Consider the following 14,882-nt stretch of genomic DNA (forward strand, 5'->3'; position numbering starts at 1 on the left):
TTCACAAAAAATCCCACAGAAATTCTGTGGGATTTTTCGACGTGCTATATAACTTTTATTCTTGATAAACTCACTTGTGTTAATCCAACTCAGATGTATTGGCCTTATGATTTCGCATAAAGACAGCGGCGCAGACTCCCCCAACGACGACAATGATGGCCGACGTTAACGTTACCGCACGCGTCCCATTGGCATAGGCCTGCCAAACAGTTTGTTGAATGGCATGGGCAAATGGCATCTTCGCTAGCCGAGCACTGAAGGCAATGCCGTGACCCGAGAATGGCCCCGCACTAACCAGCGCCTGGTGAATGCCGGTCGCGGCCGCCTTCGGCATGTTGATCTGACTAAAGTGAGTCGTTAAGTAATTCTCATAGACATTGTTTTGAATCAACCCCAGACTAACAATGCCCAAGGTCACCCCGATTTGCCGGAAAACGTTGATTAAGCCGGAAGCCATCCCCATCTCCCGTACCGGAACACCTTCCATACCGCTACTGTTCAGAAGTGGATTCACCATCCCATTGGTAATCCCCATGAGCACCATCCCTGGCCATAATTCGGCGAAGGAAACGTTGACTGTCATGGCGTTGGCCAACATGAGAAACCCAATCCCACCTAAGAAGAGACTGCCACTAATCATCCATTTTTTAGAATAACGATTGCCGAGATATCCGGTCAGCGGTCCCAAAATTAAAGACCAGATACTAATCGTCAATTGCCGGACCCCAGCCTGTAAGGCCGAGTAACCCATGTAGTTTTGCATCAACGCCGTCAGGTAGGTGTTATACGAATAGATCCCCGCACCTAGTGCCAAGGCGACGATGACCGTACCCACGAAGTGTGGATTCTTAAACATTTCTAGGTTGACCATCGGTTGCTTCAGCCGGCTTTCAACCCAGATGAAGACAATAAAGAAAGCGATCGCTGCGCCAAACCAGCCCAGCATTTGCGGACTCGTCCAGGTCCAGTTCGGATGATTTTCCTTCAGGATTAAGCCATAAATGAGCGCAAATAAACTCCCGGCGGACAGGGCCATCCCGGCAAAATCAATCTGATGATTATGACTCAGATCGGGCACCTCATCAACGTAGATGACCGTTAAGATAATCGCCACAATCCCAATTGGAATATTGACGTAGAAGATTGATCGCCAACCAAATTGGGCCACCAGATAACCGCCAACTAGCGGACCTGAAGCCGAAGACAACCCGATGATGGACCCCAGAATTCCGAGGGCCACGCCCCGTTTGCTTCCCTTAAAACTAACCGCAACCAGTGCCATTGCCAGGGCGTTCATTCCCGCGCCACCCAAGGCTTGGGCCCCACGACCAATGTCTAGGACCAACAGGTTCGGCGCCATTCCATTAATCGCCGAAGCCAGGACAAAGATCGCCAAGGAGATCACGAAGACCCGCTTTAACCCATACATATCACCGATCTTAGACACGATCAGCAAGGTAACCCCCAGAACCAATGAGTAGGCATTTAGGACCCACTGCACATTATTAAATGATTCATTGAAATCACGGACCATGGTGGGCAAAGCCACGTTAACAATCGTGACATCTAGTAAGGCCATGAAAACCCCCAGGGAAAGGGCGACTAGCCCAATCCAACTTCGTGTTGACTTACTCATTGTTCTGATTTCCTCCATTCATTTCGTCGCGGAACCCAGACACTCCCTAAAGCTTATAACCACATACATCCCGCGTTATTAAAGTATTCAATATTGATCATTCGCACCTGTTGCACCTTCACCTAACAGGTCGAAACGACTCATTAAGTATAGGCCATTTCGACTGGTTACCAACACTTAATGGTAAATTCTCGATAATCACTTATAAAAATTACAATATTTACTTCAGAGCGAACCCGGACGCCCAAATTTATCGCCTCGAAAGCAATATAAAAGGTGCCTACCAAGCTAATGGCAGGCACCTTCGTTTAACTTTGAGATTGCTGAACGGGTTCCCGTTGCTGATCTCCCTTTAAAAACAGAGCCGCAATCAAGCTTAGACCTGAGATAGCTGCAATAATCAGCAACTGCTCATGATAACTCATTGAAAAGTTGTGAACCCCACTGGTCAAGGCAATCACAATTGAAACCCCAACCGATTGTCCAAATTGATGGACCGTGTTGACCACGCCGGACGCAGCCCCGGCAATTTCAGGATCGGTATTGGCTACCCCTTCCATGGTTAGTGGACTAAGCACCAATCCCTGACCAAATCCAAAGATAATCATGGGACTCACCACCGCTACCCAGTAGCCGCGCTCCAAACCCAAGACGACGGTCACTAAGAAACTCAAGGTAACGAGCACATCCGCAATCACAATCAGTCGAGCATTGCCGATCTTATCCGACAATCTTGAAACTTGTAGGGCCCCGATAAATTGGGGAATGGTCACGGGCAAAAAGGCCAGACCGGTCAACAGCGGCGTAAAGCCATACGTGTGCTGCAGGGCTTGGGTAGTCACAAAGTAGTAAGCGAAGGCTCCACCAATAAAGAAGAAACGTGAAATGTAGGCACTGTTACGCTGGCGGTCCTTGAAAAGTCGTAATGGCATGATTGGACTGTTCACCACGTGTTCTACATAGACAAAGACTCCCAGTGTCACCACTGAAACAAAGAAGGCAGGCACCTGACAAACCGTCCCATCAATGCTATAGACTAACGCTGATAGACCAAGCACTGACAAGATGGTCCCCATGATATCAAGCTGCCCCGAATGCTTACGCCCATCATCCGTCACAAAACGAATTGCCATGAGAAACATCAGTAGACCAACTGGAACGTTTAAGAAGAAACCATAACGCCAAGAAAACAGGCTGGTGATGATCCCACCAAATACCATCCCAAAGCTAGCGCCAATCCCAGCCGTGGTGCCATAGGCCGCAATTGCCCGTGACCGCATCTTCCCTTGATAATTATCCAGTAGCAAGGCGAGCGTGGTCGGTGCCAAGATAGCCGACCCCACGCCTTGAAACGCCCGCATGGCAATAATCATTGGGGCGTTGGTCGATAGCCCCACCATCAAGGATCCAAAAGAGAACAACAGTAGTCCTATCAAGAAGACTCGCTTCCGACCATAGACATCCCCAATCCGACCGCCGAACAGTTGGAATCCCCCAAAGGTTAAGGTGTAGGCACTACTGACCCATGCCAAGGTCTGAGCATCCATGTGTAGATCCGCGGCTATTTTTACCGTACTGGTAAACACAATCGAGTTATCCAAAAGAATCATGAAGTAACTCAACAGGATAATCGGTAACACAATACCAAATTTTTCTTTATTCTTAGTCATGACAAACCCCTATCTCAATATGATCGGGTCAAGTTCAAGATCTAAGTCCTGCTAGAACTGCATTAATTTCGAGAACTCAACCTGAAACACAACTTATCTTCCGAAGTGAATGCATCAATCATAAGACGACTTGGATTTTTTGAAAATTACCAGATTGGCAAGCTAGTATACATGGGACGTATACTATAGAACTAACAACAATATTAAATTAAATATTCAACCATTAGTTCGATATGACCAAATTTATCTGGCTAATGATTATGGCAGTTATGTTTTTCCTGCTCAAGAAAAGATTGCACCTGTGTCTATTAAAGGGCTGTACTAAAAAGAAGCTACCTTTACGGTAGCTTCTTTTTAGTACAGCCCAAGACGCACGTCAAATCAATAACTCTATTCAGTTCGTCTAAACTCTTATTGCGCCCCCCGAGAGTCGAACTCGGATCATGAGGACCGAAATCTCATGTGCTATCCATTACACTAAGGGCGCACAACACCTTTATTCTAGTACAAAATTTATTAAATGGCCACTTTCCTAGCGGGCGCCGGAAGCTTTGATGGCCGCTTGCTCCAGATCGGCAGACGTCTGATCGGCATCCTTCCTAAAATCCGCAATGAACGTGTCACCCTGTGGCTGAACCGTGGCGGTTTGATCACCGTTGATGTCGGTCACGATCAACGCTTCATCCTGCCAAGTCGCCGTGTCATAGTGCCCGTCTTCGATCTGATCCAGGTAAGCCTGGAAGGTATCCAGCACGGCCTGATGGATGATCTGGTCTTCACTCCAGGTTTCCCCCTGTTGTTTCAGTTGCAGCTGACGCATTTGGACCTCATCCATATCGGTTGGAATTTGAATGTACATGTGATAATGCCTCCCATAAATTAGGTTTACTGCTATTCTAGCACTTCTTTGCCCCAGATAAGTGGCTGACCTCATCCCCATTGGCGATCTGGTGTAAACTAAGAGTAAGCACCATAACGACGACTGAGGAGGTGGCTCATGGAAGACTCGATACTAGACTTTACCACGAATTTGGCCATCCTCCACCGGCAATTTCAGCGGGCGATGAACCAGATCTTGGAAGCCGATGCCATGCCGGTAAATATCACTGAATTCTATTTGTTAGTTCTCGTTTCCGAAACCAGCCAGTTAAATCAACGCAAGGCAGCCTGGACCATGGCGGTCGACGAAGGCCTAATGGCCCGAATGGTTCAACACCTGGTCAAACTAGCCTTGATTGAAAAGGAAACTGACCCTAAGGACCGTCGTAACCGGCGCCTGACCCTCACGATTGCCGGCCAGGATCTGGTTACGCAGGCCATTGCCGTTTTACATGATTGGTGGCAACAGGTGACCCCAGATACTGACTTTGACTACGCCAGTATCACCACCCAACTCCAGTATTTATCGAGTCGGGTTCTACAGTCCGGTCCGGTCACGGAACAACACTCATAAGTTCTCATACCCACCTAAGGAGGGGATCAATGATGAGTAAAGCCATTACCATTGCCGAAGCCCAACGCTACGACGCGCACACCACGAACGAGATCGGTATTCCCGCGTTGGTTCTCATGGAGCGCGCCGCTTTGGCAACGTTCAATAACATTTTAAATGATGATTTCGATCTGAGCCGTGTCGTTGTCGTCGCCGCCGTTGGTAACAATGGTGGTGACGGCATCGCGGTCGCCCGCCTCTTACACATCCGCGGCATCGACGTCGAGGTTTACCTGCTGGGTGACCCCGACAAGGCAACCCCTCAGACGCAACAACAGCTCAAGATTGCCAATTACTACCACATTCCATTTACCACTGACCTGAACCACGTGGTCAACGCCACCGTCATCATCGACGCTATCTTCGGCGTCGGCCTCTCCCGTGAAATTCACGGCAAGTTCGCCGATGCCATCAACGCCATTAACGCCGCCGATGCCAAGACCGTCGCCATCGATGTGCCTTCAGGCATCAACGCCGACACTGGTGAGGTCATGGGCGTCGCGGTTGTCGCCGATAGCACGGTCACCATGGCTTACAACAAGATTGGCCTGTTGACCGCTACCGGGAAACGTCACAGTGGCACCGTCCACGTCGCTGATATTGGAATTTACGCCCAGGATCGCCTCGAACATGCCCGTTAAGGACTTGGTAATGCAACGACCCTAACCCCGCCTAATCACTCCGGGTGGGCCTTGAAAGTACGCTACACTAGACTGTGCGAAAGCTGAGTGACTTTCGTGTTTCTTGACGGGAAGTCCGATAACCATCGGGCTTCTTTTTTTGCGCCCAAACGGTAAGCCCTTTCACAAGCTTTTCGTTGATGAACCCGGTATACTGAGCCTAATTCTTATTGGAGGTGCCCCATGTCTCAACTCGAAACTGGTTTTAGCAATATTCAAGCGCTGGATCCCAGCATCCAAGTCGACCTGCGCTACGCCACCACAAACAACTTTACCAGCCAAATTGTCTACGACTTTACCACTGCCATCGCCCGTACCGGTACGGCTAAGAAGCTCGCGGCCGCCAGTGCTCAGCTCCGTGAACAGGGCTATCGGCTCAAGGTCTGGGATGCCTACCGTCCCGTGACTGCCCAGGAACGACTCTTTGAAGTCTACCCGGACCCGTCCTTCGTCGCAAAACCCAATTCCAACTTCTCACATCAGAAAGGCGTGACCTTTGACCTCACGCTCTGTGACTCAGACGGTAACGAACTCGAAATGCAAACCCCGTTCGATGATTTCACAGCATCGGCCCATCGCGATGCCCCGCGCACGGCCATTCAGGAACAGCACTACCGCATCTTGAACGACGCCATGACCGCGGCGGGCTTCGTGGGCTATAGCAACGAGTGGTGGGACTATCGCGATAGCCAGATGGACGAATACGGCCCTTCAGCAGCAAATCCTAATGACTACCAGATTATTTCGGAGTGATAGAAAATAACCGGCGCCTGCGGCTGCCAGGGATTACGCCTGCTGTGGGGACGCTTCAGCCCCTTGGGCTTCTCGCTCGATTTGAAGTCCCGCCAGAGGCGCGGGTCTTCAAAGTCGCCCGTGATGTAAGGCCGAGAAAATCACTCGGTCTAACATCACCCACCACGGCCGGCTCCATCCCTACCTCCTCCGGCTAGACTTGTCTTTGGAAGTAACATGGTTGGCTTAATCCTGGATATTGCGACACGATTTGTCAGACTTACAATATTTCTGAATACGACAGAGTGTGAGTCACACTGAATTTCAAAGTTTGTCATCAAGAATCTATATCACTTGATATCAACAGGAGTCAAACGGTTATCTTGAGGATAAGCGTTCGACTCCTGTTTTGGTTTTCTCTTTTGGCTGACCGACTGGCTACCTGAATAAATCAAATCCACCACCGGATGACCCGAACTAGTATCAGCCGCAGGGCTGGTGAAAATGAGCCCAGCCGTGGGAATTCCCTTAGCGATGGGCTGTATCGCTTAGGGAATTGCTAGGTTTGAGACTCGTAGAGGCTCGAACCTAAGCGTGGAGACCGCTCTTTGGCTCCGCGCGTGCGCCCACAGCGTTCCGGTCTCATTTTCACCAGCCCTGAGGCGCTGATCCTCATTATTTAGATCTATTTAACGCTCAGGAGTTAGCCATGTCCAAAACAACTAGCAATGCCAGCAAGATAAAAAATAGCCAAGACAGAACGTCTCGGCTACAACTCACTATTCCTTTAACATAAACGAATGATCCGGAATCCGAATCAACGTGAAGCGGTTGGCCAATCGGCCGGCATGTAACCCGATCCCATTGACAAAGGACTTCTTGTAGGTCGTCTCGATGACCCCGACCCAAGCCTTCTGGTGTCGTTGATCATACTTTTTGACCTTCTTTTCATCCCATTGATAGGCTGAGGCTGGCAAGTTAATGGCCTTCTTACCCGCTGCGACCGTGGCGTCCGTACTGTTGACCTGGTATTTTTCACCCTCGGTCAGATACGTGTACTGCTGGACCGGTTTCTTACCGTCACTGTTGTGGACCACAACATAATAGGCGGAGCCACTCCCTGTACCCGTAGTGATTACCAGGGGTTCATAGCGCGTCGTTTCGCTAACCCGACTGCCCAGCTGGTTCACATTTTGGAAGAACGTCGTGTAACTCATCCCACCAAAGAACAACAGCCACACCACTAACTCAACGGTTGAAATGGTGAAATTACGCCACGAAAAGCTGTGATGTTCCGTCACGATGAGGTGAATGCGGCGAACCCGCATGTCGTGGACCATCCAGACCAACGCGACCAGGACTAGGACCCACAAGGTCATCCCCACTAAGTTCCAAGTTGATTTCATAGTTTCCCAATTCCCTTCCAAAAATAAACCCCTCTATATGGGTATTTCTGTTCTCTATTAGCTTACGAGATTCACGCCGGGAATACAAGCCACAGCGGCGAAAATTAAGTTATACTGAGGGTAGTTCTCATCTTAGAAAAGAGGCGTTCCCCGTGTGTACTAGTCTAACCTATACCACCGCTTCTGCCCACCATTTTTTTGCCCGGACCATGGATTTTCCCACGACTACCCCGTGGCGCCCGGTTTTTCTGCCAAGACACTATCATTGGCAGCCTGCAGTCGGACCTTTACGAACGAGTCAGTACGCCATTCTGGGCGGCGGTCGCCGAGCCAGCGATTGGCACGCCTACCTCCTCGGAGATGGCATCAATGAGGCCGGTCTGAGCTGTGCTGAACTGTATTTGCCAGGCGCAGCCACCTATGTCGACCACACCGTCACTGGGAAAATTAATTTGGGACCACAGGATTTCATCACCTGGGCCTTAGGTGAACACGCCACCTTAACTGAAATCATCGCCGATCTTCCGCGGGTGACGCTCCTCAACCGTCGCTGGGGCCAAGCCACGGCCGTCTACCCCTTCCACTGGATCCTAAGCGATCCCACCGGGCAAACAATCGTGATTGAACCGACGGGTGGCCCCCTTCAAGCGCAGGTCAACCCGGCCGGCATTCTCACCAATACCCCGATCCTGGCCACCCACTTGAAAAACCTCAACCGTTATCTGGGGGTAGCTGGCGATGATTTTACCTTGGAAACTATTCAAGCTGCCAAGGCCGTCATTGCCTCGGGCCAGACCTTGCCAGCCAAAACCATCCCCACCGATCGTTTCATTCACATGGCCATTCGGCGCTGGGGGACCCCGATCGCTGAAAATGATGCGTCCAGCACCCGTGAAATTTTCCAATGGTTAGCAGAGGTTAGCCTCCCATTTGACCCCAAAAGACAGGGTCAACCCAACCATAATTACACCCATTACCGATCAATTTTCAATTTAGAAGCCAAAATGCTCACTTTTCAATCCCGCCGATCACGGCGTTTGCAACAAATCGTTTTGACTCCTGAAATGGCGTCACACCGGAATTTCCCTCATGCCTATCCGGTTGATTAATCGCCAATGTTGCAAAGCTTAACATTACCTTTAACGCGATTGATATTGGTTTGAGACATAACTGTAACAACTCCCTGATAGTATTAGTTCTGTTGAATCGAACGGAACAAGTTTTCAAAACTAAAAATACTAATTAAAAAAGAGGAGTTTGTTTACATTTATGAAGAAGACGTTAGCTAAAATCGCATTATCCCTGATCGCCATGGCCGCATTCGTGCTGGCTGGCTTTGCCTTGACCCAACCGGTCAGTGCATCCGCAAAGACGATTTCCTACAGCAAATTACATAAGGTTGCCAAGAAGCAATTAGGTAAGCCTTACGGTTGGGGCTCAGTTGGTCCTTCCCGCTTTGATTGCTCTGGCTTCACTAAGTACGTTTACAAAAAGGGTGGTAGCAAATCTATTCCACGGACTGCCCAAGCCCAATACAACCACTACAAGCACGTTAGCTACAAGAACATCAAGAAGGGTGATTTGGTCTTCTTCGGTGGTTCAAAGCACTCCATCTCTCACGTTGGACTTTACGTTGGTGGCGGTAAGATGATTGATTCTCAAAACCGTGGTGTTGTGACTGAAAAGGTTCACGCCCCTTGGTGGCACGCTGTTGGTTACGCTCGCGTAGCAAACGTTAAGTAATTTAAATTTAACTAACCTTCATAAGTAAATAGACTGTGTCCCCCATCGTACGTCGCGATGGGGGATTTTTGTATAAGAGTGTTCCCCGAGCCGCTTAGGTTCTGAGCTTTAACGTCATAACCGTAATGCCCCCGGGTCTGGGACATTGCGGTTATAGGGTTAAGCGCAGGAACCTAAGCGGGGAACACATTTCGGAAGCCGCCAGCACCAGTAAAGAGCGGCGAGAACCGATCCTCTTTTATTAAGGACCTACAGCAGTCCACGACAACGCCAGTTAAGCCACTTCCCACATCCTCACAAACTTTCACCCAACCAAAAACGAGCCTTGCCAGCCAGATTCCAGCCAACAAGACTCCTTTAATCTCCGAATTTCAGTTAAAACCGCTCAACATCATCCACACAATTCCCATGATCGGAATGACCGTCCACCAATTGTTTGACAAGAACTCCCAGAAATTCTCCTCAGACGTCCTTTGCCGTGGTGTCTCAGGGTCACGCACACGCTCTCCTTCGGCTTCACCACTAACCAATTCATTCAAGTCGACTTGTAACAAATTGGCCAGCTTAACCAGCGTCCCAATATCCGGCGACGTTTCCCCCTGCTCCCACTTCGAAATTGATTGACGTGAGACAAATAGCTGACGCGCCAACTGTTCCTGAGACAGATTCCGTCGTCGGCGGATCTTGACTAACTGCTGACTAAATTCATTTTCCATCTACTTCATCCCCCTTGATTAACTCACATTATAGTCGGAGCTGCCAGGGGCGACTAGCAAGCAAAGACGAACATCACGTACTTTGCCCGGGCTAGTTGCGCCCGTAACCCGGGCAGAACCGGTTGCGAATCCCGTGATAACAATATTTGTCCCAATGACGTCTTCTATCAATCACGGTAAGTAATAAGGCGTTAGTTTCCGTTAACAACGGAACTAACGCCCTATTTTAGTTATTCCTTAACTGACGGATGCGCATCAAACCACGCGGTCATATCGTCTATCCGTTGCACACGAAGACTTGGTAGCCCATTACGCGACACCCCATGGAAACTCTGCGGGTAACGAATCATATCGGCATCGACACCGTGGCGTTTAACCGCGGTGAAGAATTCTTCGGACTGACTGATTGGGCAGCGCATATCCCACTCACCGTGTAACAATCGAATTGGCGTCGTGACATTCTGGGCATAAGCTAACGGCGAGCGTTGCCAATACTCACTCACGCCGCCCTCATCGAAGAGATCCCCGGCCAATTCATCCGGATTGAAGTAAAAGCCAATATCACTGGTCCCAAACAAACTAATCCAGTTGGTCACCGATCGTTGGGCAACAGCTGCCGCAAAGCGTTTCGTGTGACCCACGGCCCAAGTGGTCATGAAGCCCCCGTAAGATCCGCCGGCAATGTACTGACGGTCTGCGTCTAACTCAGGGAACTTCGCGAGGGCTACATCCAAACCACTCATCACGTCGCGATAGTCGTGTTCACCATAATGACCGATCACCGCGTCCTGATAGGCCTGACCATAACTGGTTGAGCCCCGTGGATTGAAGAAGACCACCCCATATCCGCGACTAGCGTGCACCTGAAATTCATAGAAGAAGGTATCGCCATAGTTCGCATGCGGTCCCCCGTGGACGTAGAGCAGGACTGGCGTCTGCTTAGCGGTCGTTTGCGCTGGGAGGTACCAGCCTTCCAACTCTTGGCCGTCGGTAGCCTCAAACGTGAAGCGTTGCGGATGAGCGTACTCATGAGTGTCTTCATAGGCTGCGTTTGGGTTCACTAGGATTCGTTCGTTACCATCGCTCAGCGTATGCCGAACAAGGAGGCTTGGCCGATCCTGAGCAGACACCGCAAGAACGACGGCATCGTCATCGAGAACGGTAAAGTCAACGATCTCGCGTGGCCGATCGTCCAACAGGCGAACCAAGCCACCATCCCCCACATAGAGTTGACTATGGCCGTGGAAGGCGGCGGTGAACACGAAGTGCTGGCCATCCAGCCACTGCGCCAATTTGCCACTCGGGTTCTGGGTGAAGTCAGCCGCAAATTCCGGTACCGGATCCGCATCCAACGATGCCGTCTGATTGACTAACTCGCCAGTCTCACGATTGGCAAGATAAACGTTGGCCACGGTATGTAGGCCATGTGAGCCATCGTTGCCCACAATAAGGACTCGACGACCATCCGCGGAAATTGTGGCATCGGCCACCTGACCCTTGAGTTCACTGGTCAGATCCGACCACTCACGGGTGGCAGTGTCTAAACAGTAGGCATGACGCGTGAAATCCCGGTCATCGTCTGGCCGGACGTCCTTAATCACCGTGAGCCATCGGCACTGGCACTGGTCAAGTCAAAGTCCGTCCCTTGACTCAAAACCTCTCGCAGCTGATCGGTCTCTGGTCGATAGCGCCAAACCCGATAGGTCACGTGCTGGGGCAACCAGCCATGACCATCGGCCTTATTAATTAGGCGAGAAACGTGTCGCGTTTGCGGAAAGTCCTCGGCATTCAAGAATTTCGGTTGTTCCGTGGTCTCGGTAGTTTTGAAAAAGATGGTCTGTTGATCGCCACTCGCGAGTACCGTGCTGACAGCTTGTTCCGGCATTAAGGTCGTTACGGCCAGCGCTTCACCACCATTGAGTGACGTGGTAAAAAGTTGTGGCTTGGCCTGTCCAACCTTCGCGGCAAAGTAAAGTCGCTGACCCGCTACAGCTGGTCGGGTATTCTGTTCACCGACGCTTCCCGCGGTCCAGACCTCGCCACCACTGACGCCGCGAACCACCGCACGATAGCCGTTGCTGGCCCGATCGACGCTATTTTCTACGAAAAAGATCCGATCGCCAGCTACGACCGGTTGTGTGATTGATTTTAGGTTAAATAAATCCTGTGCTTGCACGCTCTGGGTCATCTCACCACTCCTTGGCATTCTCATTATTTTCTCATTAAACGGTTGCGTTTTATCTTACGCTCCCGGTTCGGCCCCTGTCAAACCCAATTCAAGCCTTCACGTGCGCCCGCGACGGAAAACCGCTACACTGAAAGTAACTAATGTGATAAGGAGTGAGCAAGTATGAAAATTGCAATTGCTGGTGCTGGTGCCATGGGGTGCCGTTTTGGGGTCAAGCTTCAGAACGCCGGCCACCAAGTCACCCTGATCGATAACTGGCAGGATCACGTCACTGCCATTCAGGAACACGGCTTAACCGTCACCACCGATGACGGCCAAGACCACATCACACCGATGACTGCTAAACGCCCCGCGGATGTCACGGAACGTTTCGACCTGGTGATTCTCTTCACCAAGGCCATGCAAATGGACCAGATGCTTCAACAACTCAGTGGTATTTTGGATAACCAGCCCATCGTTTTGACCCTGGCCAATGGGATTGGCAATGTGGAAACCATTGAACGCCACGTTCCCAAGGATCGCGTCGTGGCCGGCACCACGGTTTGGTCTTCTAGCCTGACGGGTCCAGGTCACATCACGGTTACTGGAACCGGGAGCATCTCCCTACAAGCCATCGTGCCCGAGAAGTTCGACGAGCTGCCAGCCTTGATCGCGGCCTTGAATGCTGCACACCTCAACGCCAGTCCCGCTGAGAACGTGCTGGCCGCTATCTGGAAGAAGGCCGCCTTAAACAGCGTGCTGAACACCTACTGCACCCTCTTTGACTGCAATATTGGTGAATTCGGCTCCCTGCCAAATTGGCGGACACTGAACGATGCCGTCTTAACAGAATTTGCCGCCGTGGCTAAGGCCGCTCATATTCAATTCGACGCAGCTGCTGACACGACCCTCATCGCCGCACAATTCGATCCCGATAAGAACGGGGGACACTATCCATCGATGCACCAAGATATGGCGAAGAAGCGTCCAACTGAAATTGACTTCTTAAATGGTTACGTTGCCCAGCTGGGAAAGAAACTCGGCGTTCCGGCACCAACTAACGCCTTACTGACGCAGTTAATTCACAGTCAAGAGTCTCTCCGTGGTATCAAGTAACACTAAAAAGTGAGCACCACGCTCTGTCACTTTCATACTATATGTGGCAAAGTCTCACACATTTGCCCTATATCTAGTTGTAATTTCTGCTGATTCATCGTAACATAGACCTATACTAATTTTTGACCGGGCGTTATAAAGACACACTAACGGGTTCGGCAAACCCTAGGAGGGCTAGAGACGATGGATGTTTTAAGACGATCACAGGCAACGATGTACCCGGGTGGTCTCACCGTGGAAAACTCAGCAGGAGCGCACATTCCGTTTAATTCGCGAAAGATTCATCGGTCACTCACAACACTGACCAACGATCCGACGGTAGTTCACCGCGTCGAAAGTCTCATTGTTGCCCAATTGGCAGGGTTTGACGTGGTTGCCACAGGAACCATTGAAGCCACGATTGTGGAGACCTTGGAACAACTAGGTTATGGGAATATGGCTCAGAATTACCGCCGCCGGCAACACGCTTAGTTAGTCGTGGCTGGTAATTATTAGCGGTTATCATCGCTAATCCGAAAATCTAATCGATCAAAAAAGTCCAGGACATCTCATCGTGTCCTGGACTTTTGGCGTCTGATTATAAAAATGTCAATAAAAAATCGACCAGCACTCCCCCGAGAACTGATCGACTAGGTCTATGAGCTTAATTGTGATTCTAAGTGGTGTAATTCGGCGGTCCGTACCTCACGTGGTAAGAAACGACGGATTTCCTCTTCGTTGTACCCCACTTCAAGTCGTTTATCATCAAAGATGATTGGGCGCTTGATTAAGTCCGGATACTTAACAACTAAGTCAACTAATTGGCTGACCGACAGACTGTCCAAATCAATATTCAATTGCTTGAAAATATTTGATCGGGTAGAAATGATATCCTCGCTCCCATTTTCTGTGAGCCGAAGAATCTGTTTAACCTCGGTAGCATTCAGTGGCTTAGACTTGATGTTACGTTCCTTGAACGCAATCTCATGTTCCTTAAGCCATGCGCGTGCTTTCCGACTGGATGCGCTACTTGGCGCAATGTACAAATTAATCATATCTCAGCACTTCCTTATCGTTGGATTGAGTAACGATAGAAACACAGACAACTTGGTTCCCCCGAAATGTTTCACTGAACTATCTAGTAGAACCAACTTATATGTTACCACAATTGAATGAATAATCAACCCTTTTTGGAAACTTTCTAAATAACCCTCATCATTTTTTAACGTGTTGGTTGGCCCCCACAACTAAGGTGACGTGCATCGTTTTACTTGTGATAAATCCGACGAAAGCCCCCTAACTCGTCCATTATCCCGCCACAAAGTTCTTAAGCTCAACCAATTATCCTTTGCATTTTTAGGTTCCGTTAAGGTTGAACCCGCCACGCGTGTCTTTTTCAGTTAAATGTATGGATATTCACTCTTTATGTAAAATTATCCATTTTGTATCTTAATCAGCCATTAAATTCACTCCCACAGCTTTATTAAATTGGTTATTTTTGCCTTTTCGAGCGATCGCCGACCCGTTCCCCCTAAGAATGGCGTA

General features: G+C 49.9%; 15 protein-coding genes and 1 tRNA gene. 7 read left to right on the plus strand and 9 right to left on the minus strand.

Annotation, left to right across the window (positions count from 1 at the left end; genetic code table 11):
• Positions 1-79 precede the first annotated feature (79 nt).
• The 4 genes from IV54_RS10895 to IV54_RS10910 all read right to left on the minus strand — a co-directional run bounded on the left by IV54_RS10895 (position 80) and on the right by IV54_RS10910 (position 4,165).
• A complete protein-coding gene (locus IV54_RS10895) occupies positions 80-1,636 on the minus strand; it encodes an MFS transporter (RefSeq protein ID WP_057879354.1) in 1,557 nt (518 codons plus the stop codon).
• 308 nt (positions 1,637-1,944) lie between these two features.
• Complete coding sequence (locus IV54_RS10900; protein ID WP_057879355.1) at positions 1,945-3,306, minus strand: MFS transporter; 1,362 nt, start codon at positions 3,304-3,306, stop codon at positions 1,945-1,947.
• A gap of 415 nt (positions 3,307-3,721) precedes the next feature.
• Positions 3,722-3,793, minus strand: a tRNA-Arg gene (locus tag IV54_RS10905).
• A gap of 45 nt (positions 3,794-3,838) precedes the next feature.
• Entirely contained in the window at positions 3,839-4,165 is a 327-nt protein-coding gene (locus IV54_RS10910) for a hypothetical protein (protein ID WP_057879356.1), read from the minus strand.
• A gap of 138 nt (positions 4,166-4,303) precedes the next feature.
• Here IV54_RS10910 and IV54_RS10915 point away from each other — a divergent pair, with 138 nt between their 5' ends.
• From IV54_RS10915 to IV54_RS10925, 3 genes are all read left to right on the plus strand, one after another.
• Complete coding sequence (locus IV54_RS10915) at positions 4,304-4,759, plus strand: MarR family winged helix-turn-helix transcriptional regulator (protein ID WP_057879357.1); 456 nt, start codon at positions 4,304-4,306, stop codon at positions 4,757-4,759.
• A 29-nt stretch (positions 4,760-4,788) separates the two neighbouring features.
• Positions 4,789-5,439, plus strand: a complete 651-nt coding sequence (locus tag IV54_RS10920; protein ID WP_191980421.1) for an NAD(P)H-hydrate epimerase — start codon at positions 4,789-4,791, stop codon at positions 5,437-5,439.
• Between the two features lie 222 nt (positions 5,440-5,661).
• The gene (locus IV54_RS10925; protein WP_057879358.1) at positions 5,662-6,231 is read left to right on the plus strand and encodes a M15 family metallopeptidase; all 570 of its coding nucleotides are present in this window, start codon (positions 5,662-5,664) and stop codon (positions 6,229-6,231) included.
• Positions 6,232-6,989: 758 nt separating this feature from the next.
• Here IV54_RS10925 and IV54_RS10930 read toward each other — a convergent pair.
• Positions 6,990-7,616 (minus strand): LVIS_2131 family protein, encoded by a 627-nt coding sequence (locus IV54_RS10930; RefSeq protein ID WP_057879390.1) that lies wholly within the window; start codon positions 7,614-7,616, stop codon positions 6,990-6,992.
• 152 nt (positions 7,617-7,768) lie between these two features.
• On the opposite strand from IV54_RS10930, the gene IV54_RS10935 reads away from it, so the two are divergent.
• Both IV54_RS10935 and IV54_RS10940 read left to right on the plus strand, forming a co-directional pair.
• Complete coding sequence (locus tag IV54_RS10935; protein WP_057879359.1) at positions 7,769-8,725, plus strand: linear amide C-N hydrolase; 957 nt, start codon at positions 7,769-7,771, stop codon at positions 8,723-8,725.
• A 160-nt stretch (positions 8,726-8,885) separates the two neighbouring features.
• Positions 8,886-9,359, plus strand: coding sequence for a C40 family peptidase (locus IV54_RS10940; RefSeq protein WP_057879360.1), 474 nt, complete (start codon positions 8,886-8,888; stop codon positions 9,357-9,359).
• A 371-nt stretch (positions 9,360-9,730) separates the two neighbouring features.
• Here IV54_RS10940 and IV54_RS10945 read toward each other — a convergent pair whose 3' ends face one another.
• The 3 genes from IV54_RS10945 to IV54_RS12150 all read right to left on the minus strand — a co-directional run bounded on the left by IV54_RS10945 (position 9,731) and on the right by IV54_RS12150 (position 12,263).
• The gene (locus IV54_RS10945; protein ID WP_057879361.1) at positions 9,731-10,075 is read right to left on the minus strand and encodes a helix-turn-helix domain-containing protein; all 345 of its coding nucleotides are present in this window, start codon (positions 10,073-10,075) and stop codon (positions 9,731-9,733) included.
• A 230-nt stretch (positions 10,076-10,305) separates the two neighbouring features.
• On the minus strand, positions 10,306-11,676 hold the full coding sequence (locus IV54_RS10950; RefSeq protein WP_237756723.1) for a S9 family peptidase: 1,371 nt from the start codon (positions 11,674-11,676) through the stop codon (positions 10,306-10,308).
• The gene (locus IV54_RS12150; RefSeq protein ID WP_237756724.1) at positions 11,673-12,263 is read right to left on the minus strand and encodes a hypothetical protein; all 591 of its coding nucleotides are present in this window, start codon (positions 12,261-12,263) and stop codon (positions 11,673-11,675) included. The genes IV54_RS10950 and IV54_RS12150 overlap by 4 nt, the downstream gene beginning before the upstream one ends.
• 162 nt (positions 12,264-12,425) lie before the next feature.
• On the opposite strand from IV54_RS12150, the gene IV54_RS10955 reads away from it, so the two are divergent.
• Together IV54_RS10955 and IV54_RS10960 are read left to right on the plus strand one after the other, a co-directional pair.
• Positions 12,426-13,358 (plus strand): ketopantoate reductase family protein, encoded by a 933-nt coding sequence (locus IV54_RS10955; protein ID WP_057879362.1) that lies wholly within the window; start codon positions 12,426-12,428, stop codon positions 13,356-13,358.
• Positions 13,359-13,541: 183 nt separating this feature from the next.
• Positions 13,542-13,829 (plus strand): hypothetical protein, encoded by a 288-nt coding sequence (locus IV54_RS10960; protein WP_057879363.1) that lies wholly within the window; start codon positions 13,542-13,544, stop codon positions 13,827-13,829.
• A gap of 164 nt (positions 13,830-13,993) precedes the next feature.
• Here the strand turns inward: IV54_RS10960 and spx are convergent, their stop codons facing one another.
• Positions 13,994-14,392: a transcriptional regulator Spx gene (spx, locus tag IV54_RS10965; RefSeq protein WP_057879364.1), complete on the minus strand. Its 399-nt coding sequence runs from the start codon at positions 14,390-14,392 to the stop codon at positions 13,994-13,996.
• Positions 14,393-14,882: the final 490 nt, after the last annotated feature.

Source organism: Levilactobacillus paucivorans, assembly GCF_001437125.1.
GTDB classification, from domain to species: domain Bacteria; phylum Bacillota; class Bacilli; order Lactobacillales; family Lactobacillaceae; genus Levilactobacillus; species Levilactobacillus paucivorans.